The organism is Microbispora sp. H11081, assembly GCF_012999535.1.
Classification (GTDB): Bacteria; Actinomycetota; Actinomycetes; order Streptosporangiales; family Streptosporangiaceae; genus Microbispora.
In genome coordinates this window covers 131,764-146,382 of the sequence record NZ_JABBWV010000006.1, presented here as the reverse complement: position 1 = coordinate 146,382, position 14,619 = coordinate 131,764, and the positions used below count along the sequence as shown (strand labels likewise).

The following is a 14,619-nucleotide window of genomic DNA, read 5'->3' as shown; positions in this document are numbered from 1 at the left end:
CGGCCGGCCCGGACGCACACGCACCACCGTGCGGAAGGGAAACGCATCATGGTCGGGCCGTATCGAGGGCTATTCGGCACGCCCGGAGTCAAGGGCTTCGTCATCTCCGGGTTCATCGGGCGGGCTCCCATGTCGATGCTCGGCATCGGCGTCATCCTGCTGATCTCCGCCACCACCGGGTCGTACGCGACCGCCGGGGCCGTCGCGGCGGCCGTGTCGCTGGCGTTCGCGATCGCCGCGCCCCTGTCGGGGCGGCTGGTGGACCGGTTCGGCCAGTCGAAGGTCCTCGTCCCGTTCATCCTGCTGCACGCCGTCTCGATCACCGCGCTGATGCTGTGCGCGCACGGCGGCGCCCCGCAGTGGACGCTGTACGCCACGGGCGTCGCCTCCGGGGCGACCGGCCTGTCGCTGGGCTCGATGGTCCGTGCCCGCTGGTCGCACGTGCTCAAGGACTCCGGCCGGCTGCACACCGCGTTCTCGTTCGAGTCGGTGGCCGATGAAGTGATCTTCGTCGGCGGGCCGGCCTTCGTGACCGCGCTCACCACCGGCGTCAACGCGTACGCCGGGCTGATCGTCACCATCGTCCTGGCCGTGGCGGGCACCCTCTCCTTCGTCTGCTTCCGCAGCACGGAGCCGCCGGCCGTACGCCACCGCAGCGCGGGCCGGTCTCCGATCGCGATCCCGGGGGTCGCGATGCTGTCGACCGTCTTTCTCGCCATGGGGGCGGTGTTCGGCTCGATCGACATCATCACGGTCGCCTTCGCCGACGAGCGCGGCAGCAAGGCGGCGGCCGGCTTCCTGCTCGCCTCGATCGCGGCCGGCAGCATGGTCTCCGGCCTGTGGTTCGGCTCGCGCCAGTGGAAGATCAGCCTGCGCAGCCGGTTCGTCCGCGGGCTGTCGCTGTTCGCCGTCATGTTCACGCCCGTGCTGCTGATGGACGACATCCGGGCGATGGCTCCCGCGCTCTTCCTCGCCGGACTGTCGATCTCCCCCACGCTGATCACGGGCTTCTCCCTCGTCGAGCGGATGGTCCCGGCCGAGCAGCTCACCGAGGGCATGGCGTGGATCTCCACGGCCCTCGGGCTCGGGGTGGCCGCAGGCGCGTGGGCGGGCGGGCGGCTGACCGACCTGTTCGGCGCGTCCAACGCGTACGGCTTCTCCTACGCCTGCGCGCTGCTCGCGGTGGTGGCGGGCCTCGGCGGGTCCGCGCTGGTCCGGAGGCGTCAGTACACCGGCTGAGGGCGGGTCCGCACCCATAGGCAGCGGGACTGATCATGAGTAGTGTTCATGTCCACGCCGGGCAGGCGCCGGGGTGAGGAGGATCATGGACACCTTCGTCAATTGGGCCCGCAACCAGTCGGTCACCCCCGCGGAGGTCCGCACGCCCGCGTCGGCGGCCGAGGTCGCCGACGCCGTACGGGACGCCGCCAGGACCGGCCGGCGGGTCCGCATGACCGGCACCGGGCACTCCTTCACCGGCGTCGCGCTCACCGACGGCATCCTGCTGCGGCCCGGAGCGCTGACCGGCGTGCTCGACGCGGGCGACGGATGGGTCAAGGTCGCCGCGGGCACCCCGCTCCACGCGCTCAACGAGGAACTCCACCGGCGCGGCCTCGCACTGGCCAACATGGGCGACATCACCGCCCAGACCGCCGCGGGGGCGATCCAGACCGGGACCCACGGCACCGGCAGGAACGCCGGCGGCCTCGCCGACCAGGTCGTCGGACTCGAGATGGTCCTCGCCGACGGCTCCGTGAAGACCGTGCGCGAGGGCGACCTGTTCGACGCCGCGCGGGTGGGCCTCGGCGCGCTCGGCGTCCTGACCGCGGTCACCTTCCGGGTCGAGCCCGCGTTCCTGCTGCGGGCCCGCCGCGAGCCGATGTCGTTCAGCGGGATCCTGGAGACGCTCGACGAACTGACGTCCGCCGACGACCACCTCGACTTCTTCTGGCTCCCCCACACCGACACCTGCCTGGTCAAACGCAACAACCGCGACGCCGGACCCGCCAGGCCGCCCGCGGCGTTCAAGCGGTGGCTCGACAACGTCTTCCTGGAGAACAGGCTGTTCGGCGCGGCCTGCGCGGTCGGGGCCCGCTTCCCCGGCGCGGTGCCGGCGATCAACGGGATCTCCGCGCGGATGCTCGGCGCGTCGGAGTGCGTCGACGTCTCCTACCGGGTCTTCACGGCGGTGCGCGAGGTCCGCTTCCTGGAGATGGAGTACGCCGTGCCGCACCACCGTCTCGCCCAGGCCCTGCGCGAGACCAGGGACCTCGTGGAGCGGTCGGGCTGGCCGATCACGTTTCCGGTCGAGGTGCGGGTCACGCCGCCCTCGGACGCCTGGCTGTCCACCGCGTACGGCAGGCCCACGGCGTACGTCGCCTGCCACGTCTACCGCCAGGCCCCCAACCCGGCGTACTTCGAGGGCGTGGAGGAGATCATGGTCAGGCTGGGGGGCCGGCCCCACTGGGGCAAGCTGCACACCCGCGACGCGGACTACCTGCGGACCGTGTATCCGAGGTTCGGCGACTTCCTCGCGTTGCGCCGCGAGATGGACCCTGACGGGCTGTTCGCCAACGATTACCTCGACCGGGTGCTCGGCGCGTCGCGGGAAGCCTGACCCCATCGCCGCGTAAAGTCCCTCTCCACGGTCCGGCGTCTTCCGCGTGTCGCGTTGCCCGCGCCGGCCCTCGGGCAGGCACATTGCGGAGCACGGGCACACCTGAGCCCGGCGCGCCACTCGAACCCGAGGGAGCAAGCAGAATGAGACCCTCCCGCAGGTCCGGCCGCACGGCGTACGGCACGGCGCCGTGCGCCGCGCCCGTGCCGCACGGACGGGCGGTGGGCGCGCACCACCTGAGGAGACACGACCCTCGCTCTCGCCTTCTGAGCCGGATCGGCGGCACGGCCGTCGTCCTTGTACTACCGCTCCCACACGACCGGCAGGTTGTGGAAAGGTGAACACGAGAAATGTGACCGGGGTCACAACACCCGCCTCGCCACCTGGTGAGGCGATGTTCGGACATGCCGGGTACGGTGCTGGAAGGCAACCGGTTCACGCGAGAGACTCAAGGGTCCGGGGGAAGACAGAGCACGACGACGAAGGGACTCGCATGCAGGAGCTCCGTCTCGTCGCGGTAAGTGAGGACGGAACGTACCTCGTCCTGGCGACTGCCGGGCGGGGCACGCGCTTCACGCTGCCCGTCGACGACCGGCTCCGTGCTGCCGTCCGCGGCAACTTCTCCCGTCTCGGCCAGTACGAGATCGAAGTGGAGAGTCCGTTGCGTCCCAAGGAGATCCAGGCGCGCATCCGTGCGGGCGAGACGGCGGAGGAGATCGCGGCCACCGCCGGCATTCCGGTGGAGAGAGTCCGCTGGTTCGAGGGGCCGGTTCTCCAGGAGCGCGAGTACATGGCCCAGCAGGCCCAGCGGGTCCCGGTCCGGATGCCCGGCGAGACGACCCCGGGGCCGACGCTCGGCGAGCTGGTGGCCGAGCGGCTGACCCGGCGCGGCGTGCCCGCCGACGAGATCGACTGGGACTCCTGCAAGCGGGACGACAACCTGTGGCGGGTGAAGCTCGGCTTCGTCTGGAACGGCCACACCCGGCACGCCGAGTGGCTCTTCGACCCGCGCCGCCGCCACATCACCCCCAACGACGACGAGGCCATGCGCCTGTCCGCGGCGGAGTACGTCGAGCCCGAGCGGGACGACGCCACCGTGCGGCCCTTCGTGCCCCGGCTCGCGTCCAAGCTCGCCCCGGTGCCGCCGCTCCCCCAGGAGACCTCTCCTGGCCGCGACGCGCCCGGTTTCGACCTGCCGCCCTCCGTGCGCTCCGAGCCTGCCGTACGCTCCGAGCCTGCCGTACGCTCCGAGCCCGCCGCGCTGGCCGAGCCCGTGCCGCCGCCGCGGCTGAACCCGCCGCTGCGCGCGGAGTCCGGGCGCGCTGAGGCCGCACGAGCCGAGGCGGCACGAGCCGAGGCCGCCCGGGCGGACCGGTACGCGGACGAGTTGGCGGCGTACCGGCCCGAGCTGACCCCGGTGCCCTTCCGGCTGCCGCAGTCGCTCGTCGCCGCCCCTGCCCCGGTGCCCGCGCCGCCCGCCGAGACCACTGTGGAGACCCCGGCAGGGATCACCACGGACACCACCAGGGAGCCGGCCGCCGAGTCCGCCCGGGTGGTCACTTACGACGCGGCCACCACCCAGTCCGTTCCCGACCGGGAGGCGTCCGCGGACAGCGCCGGCCGCGAGGACGGTCACGACGCGGCTGGACGGCAGCCCGCGCCGCAGCCTGCGGTGGGTGGCACGTCCGCGAACGCCGGTGTGCCCGGTCCCGCGGATGCCGCCTCCGTCCTGCCCGCCACGCCACTGCCCGCACCTGCGGCGACCACCGTGGAGACCGCTGCGGGAACCACCGCGGCGAGCGTCGAGGAGACCGCCGTCGCGGCACCCGCGTCCGGCCGGCGGGAGCCCGCCACGATGCCGTCCGGCACACCGGTGGACGGCCGCGAGGCCGCCGAGAACTCCCCGGCGACCACCGGCACCACAACCACCGGCACCACGACCACCGGCGTCGGCACCACGGCGACGCCGGAACCCGCTCGGGCCGACACCGCGCCCACGGGCACCGGGACGGACACTTCCGGCGCTTCCCGCCTCGAAGCCGCCGACGACGCCTCCGGCCACGACGGCACGTCCGCCGCGACAGCGGCGTCAGGCGCTCCCGCCGACACGGACGTCCCCGGCGCCGCCGACACGTCCCGCACGGCCGCCGAGGCCGAGCGGCCGGCCGCGTCCGGCGCGGGCACGGCGGGAACGGTGGAAACCGGCACGGGCACCACCCAGGACACGGCCATCGTCACGGAAGCGGCCACATCCACCGGCACGCCCGCCATCACGACCACGGACACCGCTGCGATCGCGGAGCCCGCGGGCGCCGCCGCCTCGGACCCAGTGTCGACGGCCGCCGTTCCCGCACCCGCTCCACCGGCGGAGCCGGTAGCGAAGCCGGTGGCCGAGCCCGCGACGTCTGTCGCGCCCCAGCCTTCGGCAGAGGCCGCTCCGGCCGGCGCTCCCGCTGCGACGGGGGACACCCGCGAGACCGGGGCGACCGGGGACACCCGGGAGACCGGGGAGACGCCCGCCGCTTCGGCCCCTGCGACTCGGCCCGCCGCCACTCCGGCCCCTGCCGTACCCGCCCCTGCCGCACCGCCCGCCGCTGCACCTGCGGCGAAGACGGAACCGGCGGCCGGGCAGGCGGAGACCACACCGGCCCCGCAGGCTCCCGCACGGCCCGCCGCCGAGGCCGCACCCGCCCGGCAGGCTCCTGCTGCCGCCCCGGCGCCCCGTACAGGGGACGCCGGCAAGCGCGCGGGTGCCGGGGCCAAGGACGGCGCGAACGAGGCGCAGGAGGGCCAGAAGGACACCAAGCCCGAGACGCCCGCCCCGCCCGTGCCGAAGCCGGCTCCCCCGCGCCCCCGCAAGTCGCGTGGACGCCGGGCCTCGGTGCCCACCTGGGACGAGATCATGTTCGGTGCCCGCAAGCAGGACTGACCTCGTGGGACACCGGGCCCCGACCCGGGCGGCTGCGGCCACGTGACCTGACGCCATTGGGATCGGAACAGACCGTCATCCCGGCGGCATAGCCCCGGACCCTGCGTTTTGTCACCTGCCTTTGTTACTGTTTCGCCGGATCACGCCGAAGCAGGGCTGGGGGGATCGACATGTCAGGGTCCCGCAACGCGCCTCCGCAACCGGACGGCCTGACCAGCCCGGCCGAGTTCGTCGCCGCGCTGGGCCGTCTCCGCCGGTGGTCCGGCCTGACCTATCGGCAGGTCACCGCCGCCGCGAAGGCCGCGGGGGACGTGCTGCCCACCAGTACGGTCGCAGGCGCCCTGGGCCGCGCGACCCTCCCCAGGGAGGAGTTCGTGGCCGCCTTCGTCCGCGCCTGCGGGCTCGGCGAGGCCGAGACGGCACGCTGGGTGGCGCACAGGAAGCGACTCGCCGCGGACATGGGCCCTCCGGCCGCGGCCGCTCCGCCGAGCGAGGCCGCAGGCCAGGTTCGCCCGCCCGGCATGCCGGGCGGTCTCATGCCGGGCGACCCGCCGGGGCATGCCGAGCGTCCCGGACGCGCCCAATCCGGCGGGTCCAACCAGCCCGGCCTGGCCGGTCCCACCAGCCCCGTACCGCCGGACGACACCGCCCCGCCGGACGATCCTGCCCCACATGACGAGCTTCCCCCTCCTGCCGACCCGGCCGGACCGCGGCAGCCCGCCGTACGGCCCAAGATCGGAACGCTGCCGAGGTTCGCCGTGGCGGGCGCGGGCCTCATGGTCCTGCTGCTCGCCACCGGCGCGGTCCTGCCGGAGCTACGCGCGTCCTTGACCGGCGGCCACGCGCGGCCCTCGCCCGCCGCCGCTACGGCAGGGAACCACCCCACACCGTCCTCCACCGCGACGGCCGCAATCGGTCATATGCCACTCGACGGGTGGTATCAGATGATTCCCTCGCACGTCGCCGTACGCGACTTCTGCGTCGGGGAGGGACGCGAACGCAACAAGCGGACCGATCGGGCACTGGCCGTGCAGCGTCCCTGCCGGGGCCTCGTCCCCGACACCTACCTGCGGGCGGCCGGCGGCGGCGCCTACGAGATCCAGTGGCACCATCCGGAGAACGGCGTCGGCTGCCTCACCGTCGACGATGCGCTGACCGGTCCGGGGGCGCTCCTCGCTCCCGCGGACTGCTCCGGAGCGGCGCACCAGCGGTTCCTGCTGAAGCCCGGCCGGGTGGGGTTCACCCTGCGGTCCCTGCACAGCGACCTGTGCCTCGGCGCACTGTACGGCGACGCCGACGTCGCCCCCGGCGCCGAGATCGCCCAGCAGCGCTGCACCGGGCGGCCCGACCAGGTGTTCCTCTTCCGCCCCGCGCCCGCGCCGGCGTGGACGCTCGCCGGCAGCGCCCACATTTCCTAGCCGGCCGGGGGCCGGGGGGAGAGGAACGGCGCGAGCCACTCGGGGGTGACCTCGGCGGCGAAGGAGACGCCCTGCTCCTCCCCCGCGTCGACCACTTCGTAGCCGCCGCTGCCCGCGCCCACCCCGGCGACCACGGTCAGCAGGCCCGCCATCCGTTGCGGGAGCGTCTGCCGTACCGTCCACCCGACCACGGCCTGACGCTCCACGACGACCTGACTGCGGCGCAGGGAGCCCGACCTGACCGACAGACGGACGCCGTCGTACGCGTGCCCGAGCGAGCGGTAGCGGTCGAGAGCCAACGGCACCCCCGCGACGGCGAGCACGAGCGCGACGAGCGCGACGAGGTTCCAGCCCGCGAGCAGGGCGGCCACGGCGACCGCGAGCCACGGCGCGACCGCGCGCACGAGCCTGCGACGACGGGCGGCGGGCGGATGACGGCGCAACGGCGCCCGGATCGGCCCCACCGCCTCCGCGGCCACCCCGGTGGCGAACGGCCTGGGCGTCACGGGCAGCAGTTGTCCCCTGCTCTTTGCATCCCCCAGCCCGGTGACCAGGGCCCACAGCCGCACGACCCCGGCGCGCCGCTCGATCAGGCCGTCGGCCAGTTCGTATCCCCTGATCCTGCGCCGCTCCAGCGACACCGCCCTGCGGGTGAACAGGCCGCGCTCCGCGACGAGGTGCCCGTCCCGGACGCGCAGGGTGAAGTCCCAGTTGAACAGCGCGTACGTCATCCCGCCCGCGACGGGCATCGCCGCCACGAGCACAACGGCGACGGCGATCAGCAGGCCGGGCCGGTCGGACGCCCACTCGAACACGCGTACCGCCGCCTGTTCCGTGACGCCGAGCTCGCGCCGCCACTGCCACACGAGGCCCACCGCTCCGGCGACCAGCGCGAACGGCGTGAGGAGATAGGCGCCAGACAGCGGGCCGTACATCAGCCAGGCGCGCGGCACCCTGGCGAGCACCCGCGGCGGGCCGCCGTCCTCGCCGCCTTCCCCCGCGGCCGCGACCACGGTGCCCTGTCCGTCAGGGCTCCGCTGGCCTTCAGGACTCCGTTGGGCGGTGTCCTGAGGATGCTCCGTACCGGCCACCGCGGGGAGGACCCGGCGGGCGAGCAGCAGGGCGCGCAGCGCCTCCGCGCGCTCTGCCGTGAGCGCGTCCAGCACGCCCTCCTGCTCACCGCCTGTGGCACCGGTGTCCAGCCGGAGCACGGCCAGCCCAAGCACCCGGTGGAGGGGCGAGGCGCTGACGTCGACGCCCCTGATCCGCTCCAGCGGGATCGTGCGTATGGAACGGCCGACCAGCGCCCGGGTCAGCTCCAGCCTGCCGCCCGCGATCCGGTAGGTGAACGTCGCCCATCGGAGCACCGCGTACACCACCGACCCGGCGACCCCGGCGGCCGCCCAGCCGAACGACGCAGGGGAGAAACCCCCGGCGAGCAGCACACCCGCCAGCGGCAGGACCAGCGAGGGCAGCAAGCGGATGGGGTCGATCAGCAGCACCCGCGGGCTCAGCCGCGCGGCCCCGAACTGCTCTCCTTCCGGCTCCGGCGCGCCCGAACCGGGAGGAGAACCGCCGGGAGGGACGGCGGCGGGCGGCGGCGGGCCGGTCATGTGGCGTCGTCCCTGAGTTCCTCGGCCCGCCGGGCGAGATCCTCCGCGAGGCGCGCCGCGACCTTGTCGTCCAGGCCCGAGATCGTGGACGAGCCGGCGTAGGAGGCCGTACGGATCTCCACGGTGGCGAGCCCCAGCATGCGTTCGAGCCAGCCCTGCGCGCGGTCGACCGTCTGGATCCTGCTCACGGGGACGAAGACCCACCGCCTGCTCAGCCACCCCGCCCGGGCGTACACGACGTCGCCGGACAGCTCCCACCGGTGCACGGCGTACCGCAGCAGAGGTTCCAGGACGACGAAGGGCGCCATGACCACCCCGACGGCGACCGGGAGCAGCCAGGCGTGCTCGGACAGCACGTCCGGGGGCCAGCGCGCCCCGCTCAGCCAGGCGGCCGCCACGGCCGTGCCGCCGACGAGCAGGACGAAGCCGATCAGTGCCTCCACCAGCCACAACACGATGGCGCGGCGCGACACCCGGTGGGCCGGGTCGCGGAGGGGACCTGTCACGCCTCCCACCCTAAGGAAGCCGTCAGCGATATGTCAGCGACAGCACCCACCCCCTCCCCCCCTCCCCCACCGTGATCTTGCAGTTTGTCGCACAGAAGGCTCCCACCTGCGCCTTTCCCTTCCATGATCTTGCAGTGAAGGCGTCCATCCCCTTTCCCACCTGGGCATACACCCTCCGCGATCTTGCAATTGCATGATCACGGACTCCGAAGCCGCAGGTCAGCCGTCGACACTCGCCGGAGACTGCAAGATCACAAAGGCATAAGGCGCAGGTCAGCTAGGACGCCTGCGACAAACTACAAGATCACGACGGTGGGGAGGGGATGGGAGGGGGACAAGGGGGGTGTCAAGCCTCAGATGGTCATACAACGGCTCTCGGGGCACATCGATCGATTCTGGAAGACACCGAGGTCAACAGCCCGCGCGACCCCGATCATCGGTACGGATCACCGCGATCCGGTCGGGGCACCTGCCCATTCCGCGTAGCATCATCCGGCATGGGGTCGCCGAGAAAATCAGCGGTCACGCGAGCCGCCGTCGCGGTGACGGCGCTTACGATGGCCGCATCGGGCTGCGGAATCCTTGGCGGAGGATCGCCGAGGAATCTCGACGTCATCAGCGTGTCGAGCCCGCAGTTCCGCGACGGCGCCCCCCTGCCGGACGACTACTCCTGCAAGGGGGGACAGGGCAATCCGCCTCTCCGCTGGTCGGGCACGTCGGGCGCCAAGTCGGTGGCCCTCGTGGTCGACGACAGCAATCCTCTCAGTGGCCCTGAGGTGCACTGGGTGGTGTTCGACATCGACCCCGCGACCACGGAGCTGGGTATGAACGACGTCCCCCGGGGCGCCCGGCAGGGCAGGACGACGAGCGGGAAGGTGGGCTATGCGCCCCCATGCCGGCCCGGCGGCAGCTACCGTTTCACTGTCTACGCGTTGAACGCCAAGGAGCTCGGCCTGGAGCAGGGGGCCGATCTCACCAGGACCCTGGAGAGCATCGCGAGTCACACCATCGCCCGTGGGCGCCTCACGGCGAACACGATCGAGTGACATGCCGAGCACCGGAGGTAATCGTGCTACACCAATCTTCGCCTAGGGTGTGACAACGGTCATTGTGGTCGAGCAGAATCGGATCCAATTGCTGAGCGCAGGTGATCAGAGGGGGCAGGTCGCGTCGATGGCCGCGCGATCTCACCGGCGCCGCAGAAAGGCCATGGCCTTGAGGGTGGTGCTATGACTGCGGTCATTTCGGGTCTTGTCGCCGTCGTGCTTCTCGTGCTGCTGGTCGTGGCGCTGGGCATGCGGTCGATGAACCGCAGGGAGAGTGCTCTCTCCGCCGAGCGCATCAAGGCGATGGCCGAGAACAAGGGCCCCAAGCCCCGGCGGCCCGCCGAGGAGACGTTCTTCGAGAGCTTCCCCAAGGGCTTCGACGCCTTCGAGGAGCCGGAGAAGGAGAAGCCGCGTCCCGCCCCCCGCCCCGGCGGGCGGCAGGCGGCCCGGCCCGCGCAGCGCGGCGGCAAACAGCCCGCCGCCGCCCGCGGCAAGCGCGGCGTCGACGAGTGGGGCGAGGCCGACGACTACGACGACGACTACTGGTCGCGCGTACGCGCCGACGACGGCGGCTTCGGGGGGACGATCGCCGCAAGGATGGCCACCCCCCGGCCGGTGAACGAGCCCACGGGCGCGGCCGGTCCGGGCTTAGGCGCCGGTGCGGGCGCCCAGGCGACCGACCCCGACGCCGTGACCGTGCAGGCCCCCCTGCCGGGGCGCCGCTCCTCCCGCGCCGGCGGCTCCGAGCCCGTGACGCCCCCCGCCCCCATCTCCGCCTCGGCGGTCGCCGACCAGAAGACCGTCACGTTCTCCGCGCCGACGCCCGACCTGCTGGACGCCTCCGCGTCCGCGGCGGGCGCTCCCTCGACCGGCCCCTTCGACGCGAACCGCGCGACCGGCCCGTTCGACTCGCCCGCGGTGAGCGACCCCTTCCCGGCCGCCGCCGGGCCTCAGCCGGGTGCCACAGGCGCGTCCGGCAGGCCGTCCAGGTCCGGCCGCTCGTCGCGGGCCGCGGCCCGCCGCGCGGCCGCCGCTGCCGCCGCCGAGACCGGGGCTTCCTACGACAGCCCGCGCGGCACGGGACCGTTCCCCTCGACCTCCAGCGCCGGCTCGTACGGCACGCAGTCCGCCGACCCCCTGGGGATCTCGGCGAGCACCGGACCGTTCGGCGCCCCCGTGTACGACACGCCGGCGGGCACCGGGCCGTTCACGTCGCAGGGCGACGCCACCCCCGGGCCCTTCGTCCCCGGCCCGTACGACGCGGCCCGCACGAGCGGCGCGTTCGAGACGCCCTCCGTCTCGCCGGGCGACGCGCTGTCCGACCCCTCGCCCCGCTCGACCGGTGGCTCCTTCGACGCGTGGGCGGCCTACGAGACACCGCGTTCCGACGCCTACGACCCGTCAGGCGTCGCGACCGGCCCGTTCCGCGCCGCCGACAACCCGGCGTACCCGCCCAGCGCGGCGTCCGCCGGTGCGACGCCCGACAGGGGCGGCGCCACCGACCCGGGCTGGCCGGTCACGGGCGGTTATCCGCCGGTCCCCGCGCCCTCAGGTCCGACGACGGGCCCCTCCTGGGCGGGAGCCCGCGACGTGCTCGACGATCCGGAACCGCCCCGCGAGGCGTCGTCCTGGCCCAACGCGGAGACCTACCAGACCCCGGCCTACGAGGGCTACACGTCCGGCTACGCGGCCGGCTCGACGCCACCGGCGCCCTCCACCCCGTCGTACGAGGTGAGCGCGGGCTGGGCGACGATCGACGCCTCCGACACCGTGACGGGCCAGGGAACCGCCTCGCCGTACGAGTCCGCGGGCTACGACGCCCCCTCGGGGCAGAGCCAGTACGGCTACGACGCGCAGCAGCAGGGATACGGCGGCTCCCAGCAGCCGTCGTCGCCCGAGGGCAACACCGGCGGAAGCTGGCCCTCCTACGAGGAACTGTACGGGGACACCTCCACCTCGGCGAGCGGGCGGCGCGGCAGCCACCGCAACCCGGAGAACGACTATCCCGACTACTACCGGTGATTTTCCCGTTCCATTCCTGGTGACGGGCCACGTGGCTGACATATGGTCGGCCCATGACAATCAGTGACGACGCGATTTCACGCCGTAACTGGAAGTCCGTGCTCCAGCATGACGTTCCCGCTTCGCTGGTGGTCTTCCTGGTGGCGGTGCCGCTCTCGCTCGGCATCGCGGTGGCATCGGGTGCACCGGTGGCGGCGGGGCTCGTCGCCGCCGTCGTCGGCGGTGTGGTGGCCGGCGCCCTCGGCGGGTCCGTCGTCCAGGTGAGCGGCCCGGCCGCCGGGCTCTCCCTGGTCGTCGCCGAGCTCGTCCACACGTACGGCTGGCGGGCCACCTGCGCCATCACCGTCATGGCCGGCGTCCTCCAGCTCGGGCTCGGCTGGCTGAAGGTGGCGCGGGCGGCCCTCGGGGTCTCCCCCGCCGTCGTCCACGGCATGCTCGCCGGGGTCGGCGTGGTGATCGCGCTGTCCCAGCTGCACATCGTGCTCGGCGGCTCGCCGCAGCGCTCCGCGCTGGAGAACCTCCTGGAGCTCCCCGCCCAGATCCTCGCCAACCACACCCACGGCGTCGTGATCGGCCTGCTGACGATCGCGGTCCTCCTCGTGTGGGGGCGCATCCCCCGGGTTCGTGCGGTGCCCGCCCCGCTCGCCGCGCTGATGGTCGCCACGCTGACGGCGGCAGCGACGGGCTGGGACCTGACGAAGGTCGACCTGAAGGGCGGGTTCTCCTCGGTCGAGTCGCCGCTGATGCCGCAGGGCGACTGGCACGCCATCGCCGGGGCCGTCCTGCTCGTCGCCCTCCTCGCCGGGGTGGAGTCGCTGCTGACCTGCGTGGCCTCCAACCGGCTCCACGACGGTCCACGCGCCGACCTCGACCGCGAGCTGACCGCGCAGGGGGCGGCCAACGTGGTGTCCGGCGCCCTCGGCGGCCTCCCGGTGGCGGGCGTCGTCGTCCGTACGACGACCAACGCGCGGGCGGGCGCGCGCAGCCGATGGTCCACCGTGCTCCACGGGGTGTGGGTGCTGCTGTTCACCGCGGGCTTCGCCTGGATGATCGCGCTGATCCCGCTGGAGGCGCTCGCGGCGCTGCTGCTGTTCATCGGCGTCCAGATGGTCAACCTCGGGCACGTACGCAACCTGCGCAGCCACCGTGAGATTCCGGTCTACTTCGTGACGATGGGCGCGGTCGTGGTGGTCGGCCTGGCCGAGGGGGTGGCGATCGGCCTCGGGCTGGCCGCCCTGCTGGCCCTGCGCCGCCTGGCCTGGGTCTCGGTGGACGTGCGGCAGGCCGGCGAAGGGCGCTGGCGGGTCGTCGTCACCGGATCGCTGACGTTCCTCGGCGTGCCGCGGCTGACCGAGGCGCTGCGCGGCATCCCGGCGGGGTCCGCGGTCGAGCTGGACCTGCACCTCGACTTCATGGACAACGCCGCCTTCGAGGCGCTGCACGCCTGGCGGCTGGAGCACGAACGCGCCGGCGGCGTCATCGACGTGGACGAGCCGCACAACGAGTGGTACTCCGCCGCGATCAGCGGCGCTCGCGTGAACCCGGTCAGGATTCCGCCCAGGCACGACCGGTGGTGGCTGCCCTGGGCCTACCGGCGCCGGTCCCGCCCGATGGGCTCCCGCGGCGAGGGCGCCGGTTCGTACGAGGTGCTGCGCGCGAACGGCGCGGGCGGCGGCCACGACGACGTCGCGGGGACCCCAGAACGGCAGGGCATGCCCGACCTGCTGGAGGGGACACGGGAGTTCCAGCGCCGGACGGCGCCGATGGTCCGCCCGCTGCTCCACCGCATGGCCCGCGGACAGTCGCCCTCGCATCTCTTCATCACCTGCGCGGACTCCCGCATCGTGCCGAACATCATCACAGCGAGCGGTCCCGGCGACCTGTTCACGCTGCGCAACATCGGCAACCTCGTGCCGCGCGCGGGATCCGTCCCAACGGACGACTCGGTCGCGGCCACGATCGAGTACGCCGTGCAGGTGCTCGAGGTGCGCACGATCACGGTCTGCGGGCACTCGGGCTGCGGCGCGATGGCCGCCCTGCTCGACGAGGTGCCCGACCTGCCCGCGCTGCGCGACTGGCTGCGGCACGGGCGGCAGAGCCTGGCCAGGTTCGTGGCCGAGGAACGGCCGGAGGACGACGCCGGCCCGCTCGACCGGCTCTGCCGGGTCAACGTGATCCAGCAACTCGACAACCTGCGCACCCACCCGTTCGTGGACTCCCTCGTACGGGCGGGCAGGCTGGAGCTCACGGGCCTCTACTTCGACATCGGCGCGGCGCGGGTGCACGTGCTGGAGCACGAGCGCTTCACGCCGGTCCCCGAACTGCGCACCGGCTGAGCCGGGCCGCCGTACGGCCGTTCCCGGCCGTACGGCGGCACGCCGATGCGTCCGCTGTGTGTCCGCTGTGTTGTCCGCTGTGAGCGGATGGTGTCCGCTCATCGTGAAACGCGGCAGACGCCCGGCGCCGGC

The 14,619-nt window shown here is 73.4% G+C and carries 9 protein-coding genes; 7 read left to right on the top strand and 2 right to left on the bottom strand.

From position 1 onward, the window contains the following. The first annotated feature begins 48 nt into the window (after positions 1 to 48). The 4 genes from HHX31_RS17725 to HHX31_RS17710 all read left to right on the top strand — a co-directional run bounded on the left by HHX31_RS17725 (position 49) and on the right by HHX31_RS17710 (position 6,964). Positions 49 to 1,239 carry an MFS transporter gene (locus HHX31_RS17725; RefSeq protein WP_169949402.1) on the top strand — a complete coding sequence of 397 codons (1,191 nt, stop codon included), beginning with the start codon at positions 49 to 51 and terminating at the stop codon, positions 1,237 to 1,239. An 85-nt stretch (positions 1,240 to 1,324) separates the two neighbouring features. After that, on the top strand, positions 1,325 to 2,617 hold the full coding sequence (locus HHX31_RS17720; protein ID WP_169949401.1) for a D-arabinono-1,4-lactone oxidase: 1,293 nt from the start codon (positions 1,325 to 1,327) through the stop codon (positions 2,615 to 2,617). A 493-nt stretch (positions 2,618 to 3,110) separates the two neighbouring features. Continuing rightward, positions 3,111 to 5,546 (top strand): septation protein SepH, encoded by a 2,436-nt coding sequence (gene sepH / locus HHX31_RS33695; RefSeq protein ID WP_211589866.1) that lies wholly within the window; start codon positions 3,111 to 3,113, stop codon positions 5,544 to 5,546. A gap of 170 nt (positions 5,547 to 5,716) precedes the next feature. Continuing rightward, positions 5,717 to 6,964: an XRE family transcriptional regulator gene (locus tag HHX31_RS17710; RefSeq protein ID WP_169949400.1), complete on the top strand. Its 1,248-nt coding sequence runs from the start codon at positions 5,717 to 5,719 to the stop codon at positions 6,962 to 6,964. On the opposite strand, the gene HHX31_RS17705 is transcribed toward HHX31_RS17710, so the two are convergent. Beyond that, complete coding sequence (locus HHX31_RS17705) at positions 6,961 to 8,577, bottom strand: PH domain-containing protein (protein ID WP_169949399.1); 1,617 nt, start codon at positions 8,575 to 8,577, stop codon at positions 6,961 to 6,963. The two genes, HHX31_RS17710 and HHX31_RS17705, sit on opposite strands and share 4 nt — an antisense overlap. After that, positions 8,574 to 9,083, bottom strand: coding sequence for a PH domain-containing protein (locus HHX31_RS17700; protein ID WP_311931926.1), 510 nt, complete (start codon positions 9,081 to 9,083; stop codon positions 8,574 to 8,576). The genes HHX31_RS17705 and HHX31_RS17700 overlap by 4 nt, the downstream gene beginning before the upstream one ends. 620 nt (positions 9,084 to 9,703) lie before the next feature. Here HHX31_RS17700 and HHX31_RS17695 point away from each other — a divergent pair. From HHX31_RS17695 to HHX31_RS17685, 3 genes are all read left to right on the top strand, one after another. Next, a complete protein-coding gene (locus HHX31_RS17695) occupies positions 9,704 to 10,129 on the top strand; it encodes a YbhB/YbcL family Raf kinase inhibitor-like protein (RefSeq protein WP_311931925.1) in 426 nt (141 codons plus the stop codon). 183 nt (positions 10,130 to 10,312) lie between these two features. After that, positions 10,313 to 12,151 carry a hypothetical protein gene (locus HHX31_RS17690; protein WP_169949397.1) on the top strand — a complete coding sequence of 613 codons (1,839 nt, stop codon included), beginning with the start codon at positions 10,313 to 10,315 and terminating at the stop codon, positions 12,149 to 12,151. A gap of 53 nt (positions 12,152 to 12,204) precedes the next feature. Next, entirely contained in the window at positions 12,205 to 14,487 is a 2,283-nt protein-coding gene (locus HHX31_RS17685; protein WP_169949396.1) for a SulP family inorganic anion transporter, read from the top strand. Positions 14,488 to 14,619 lie beyond the last annotated feature (132 nt).

Coding starts and splice junctions, on each gene's coding strand:
- HHX31_RS17725 (WP_169949402.1), top strand. CDS start 49: ATGGTCGGGCCGTATCGAGGGCTATTCGGCACGCCCGGAGTCAAGGGC.
- HHX31_RS17720 (WP_169949401.1), top strand. CDS start 1,325: ATGGACACCTTCGTCAATTGGGCCCGCAACCAGTCGGTCACCCCCGCG.
- sepH (WP_211589866.1), top strand. CDS start 3,111: ATGCAGGAGCTCCGTCTCGTCGCGGTAAGTGAGGACGGAACGTACCTC.
- HHX31_RS17710 (WP_169949400.1), top strand. CDS start 5,717: ATGTCAGGGTCCCGCAACGCGCCTCCGCAACCGGACGGCCTGACCAGC.
- HHX31_RS17705 (WP_169949399.1), bottom strand. CDS start 8,577: ATGACCGGCCCGCCGCCGCCCGCCGCCGTCCCTCCCGGCGGTTCTCCT.
- HHX31_RS17690 (WP_169949397.1), top strand. CDS start 10,313: ATGACTGCGGTCATTTCGGGTCTTGTCGCCGTCGTGCTTCTCGTGCTG.
- HHX31_RS17685 (WP_169949396.1), top strand. CDS start 12,205: ATGACAATCAGTGACGACGCGATTTCACGCCGTAACTGGAAGTCCGTG.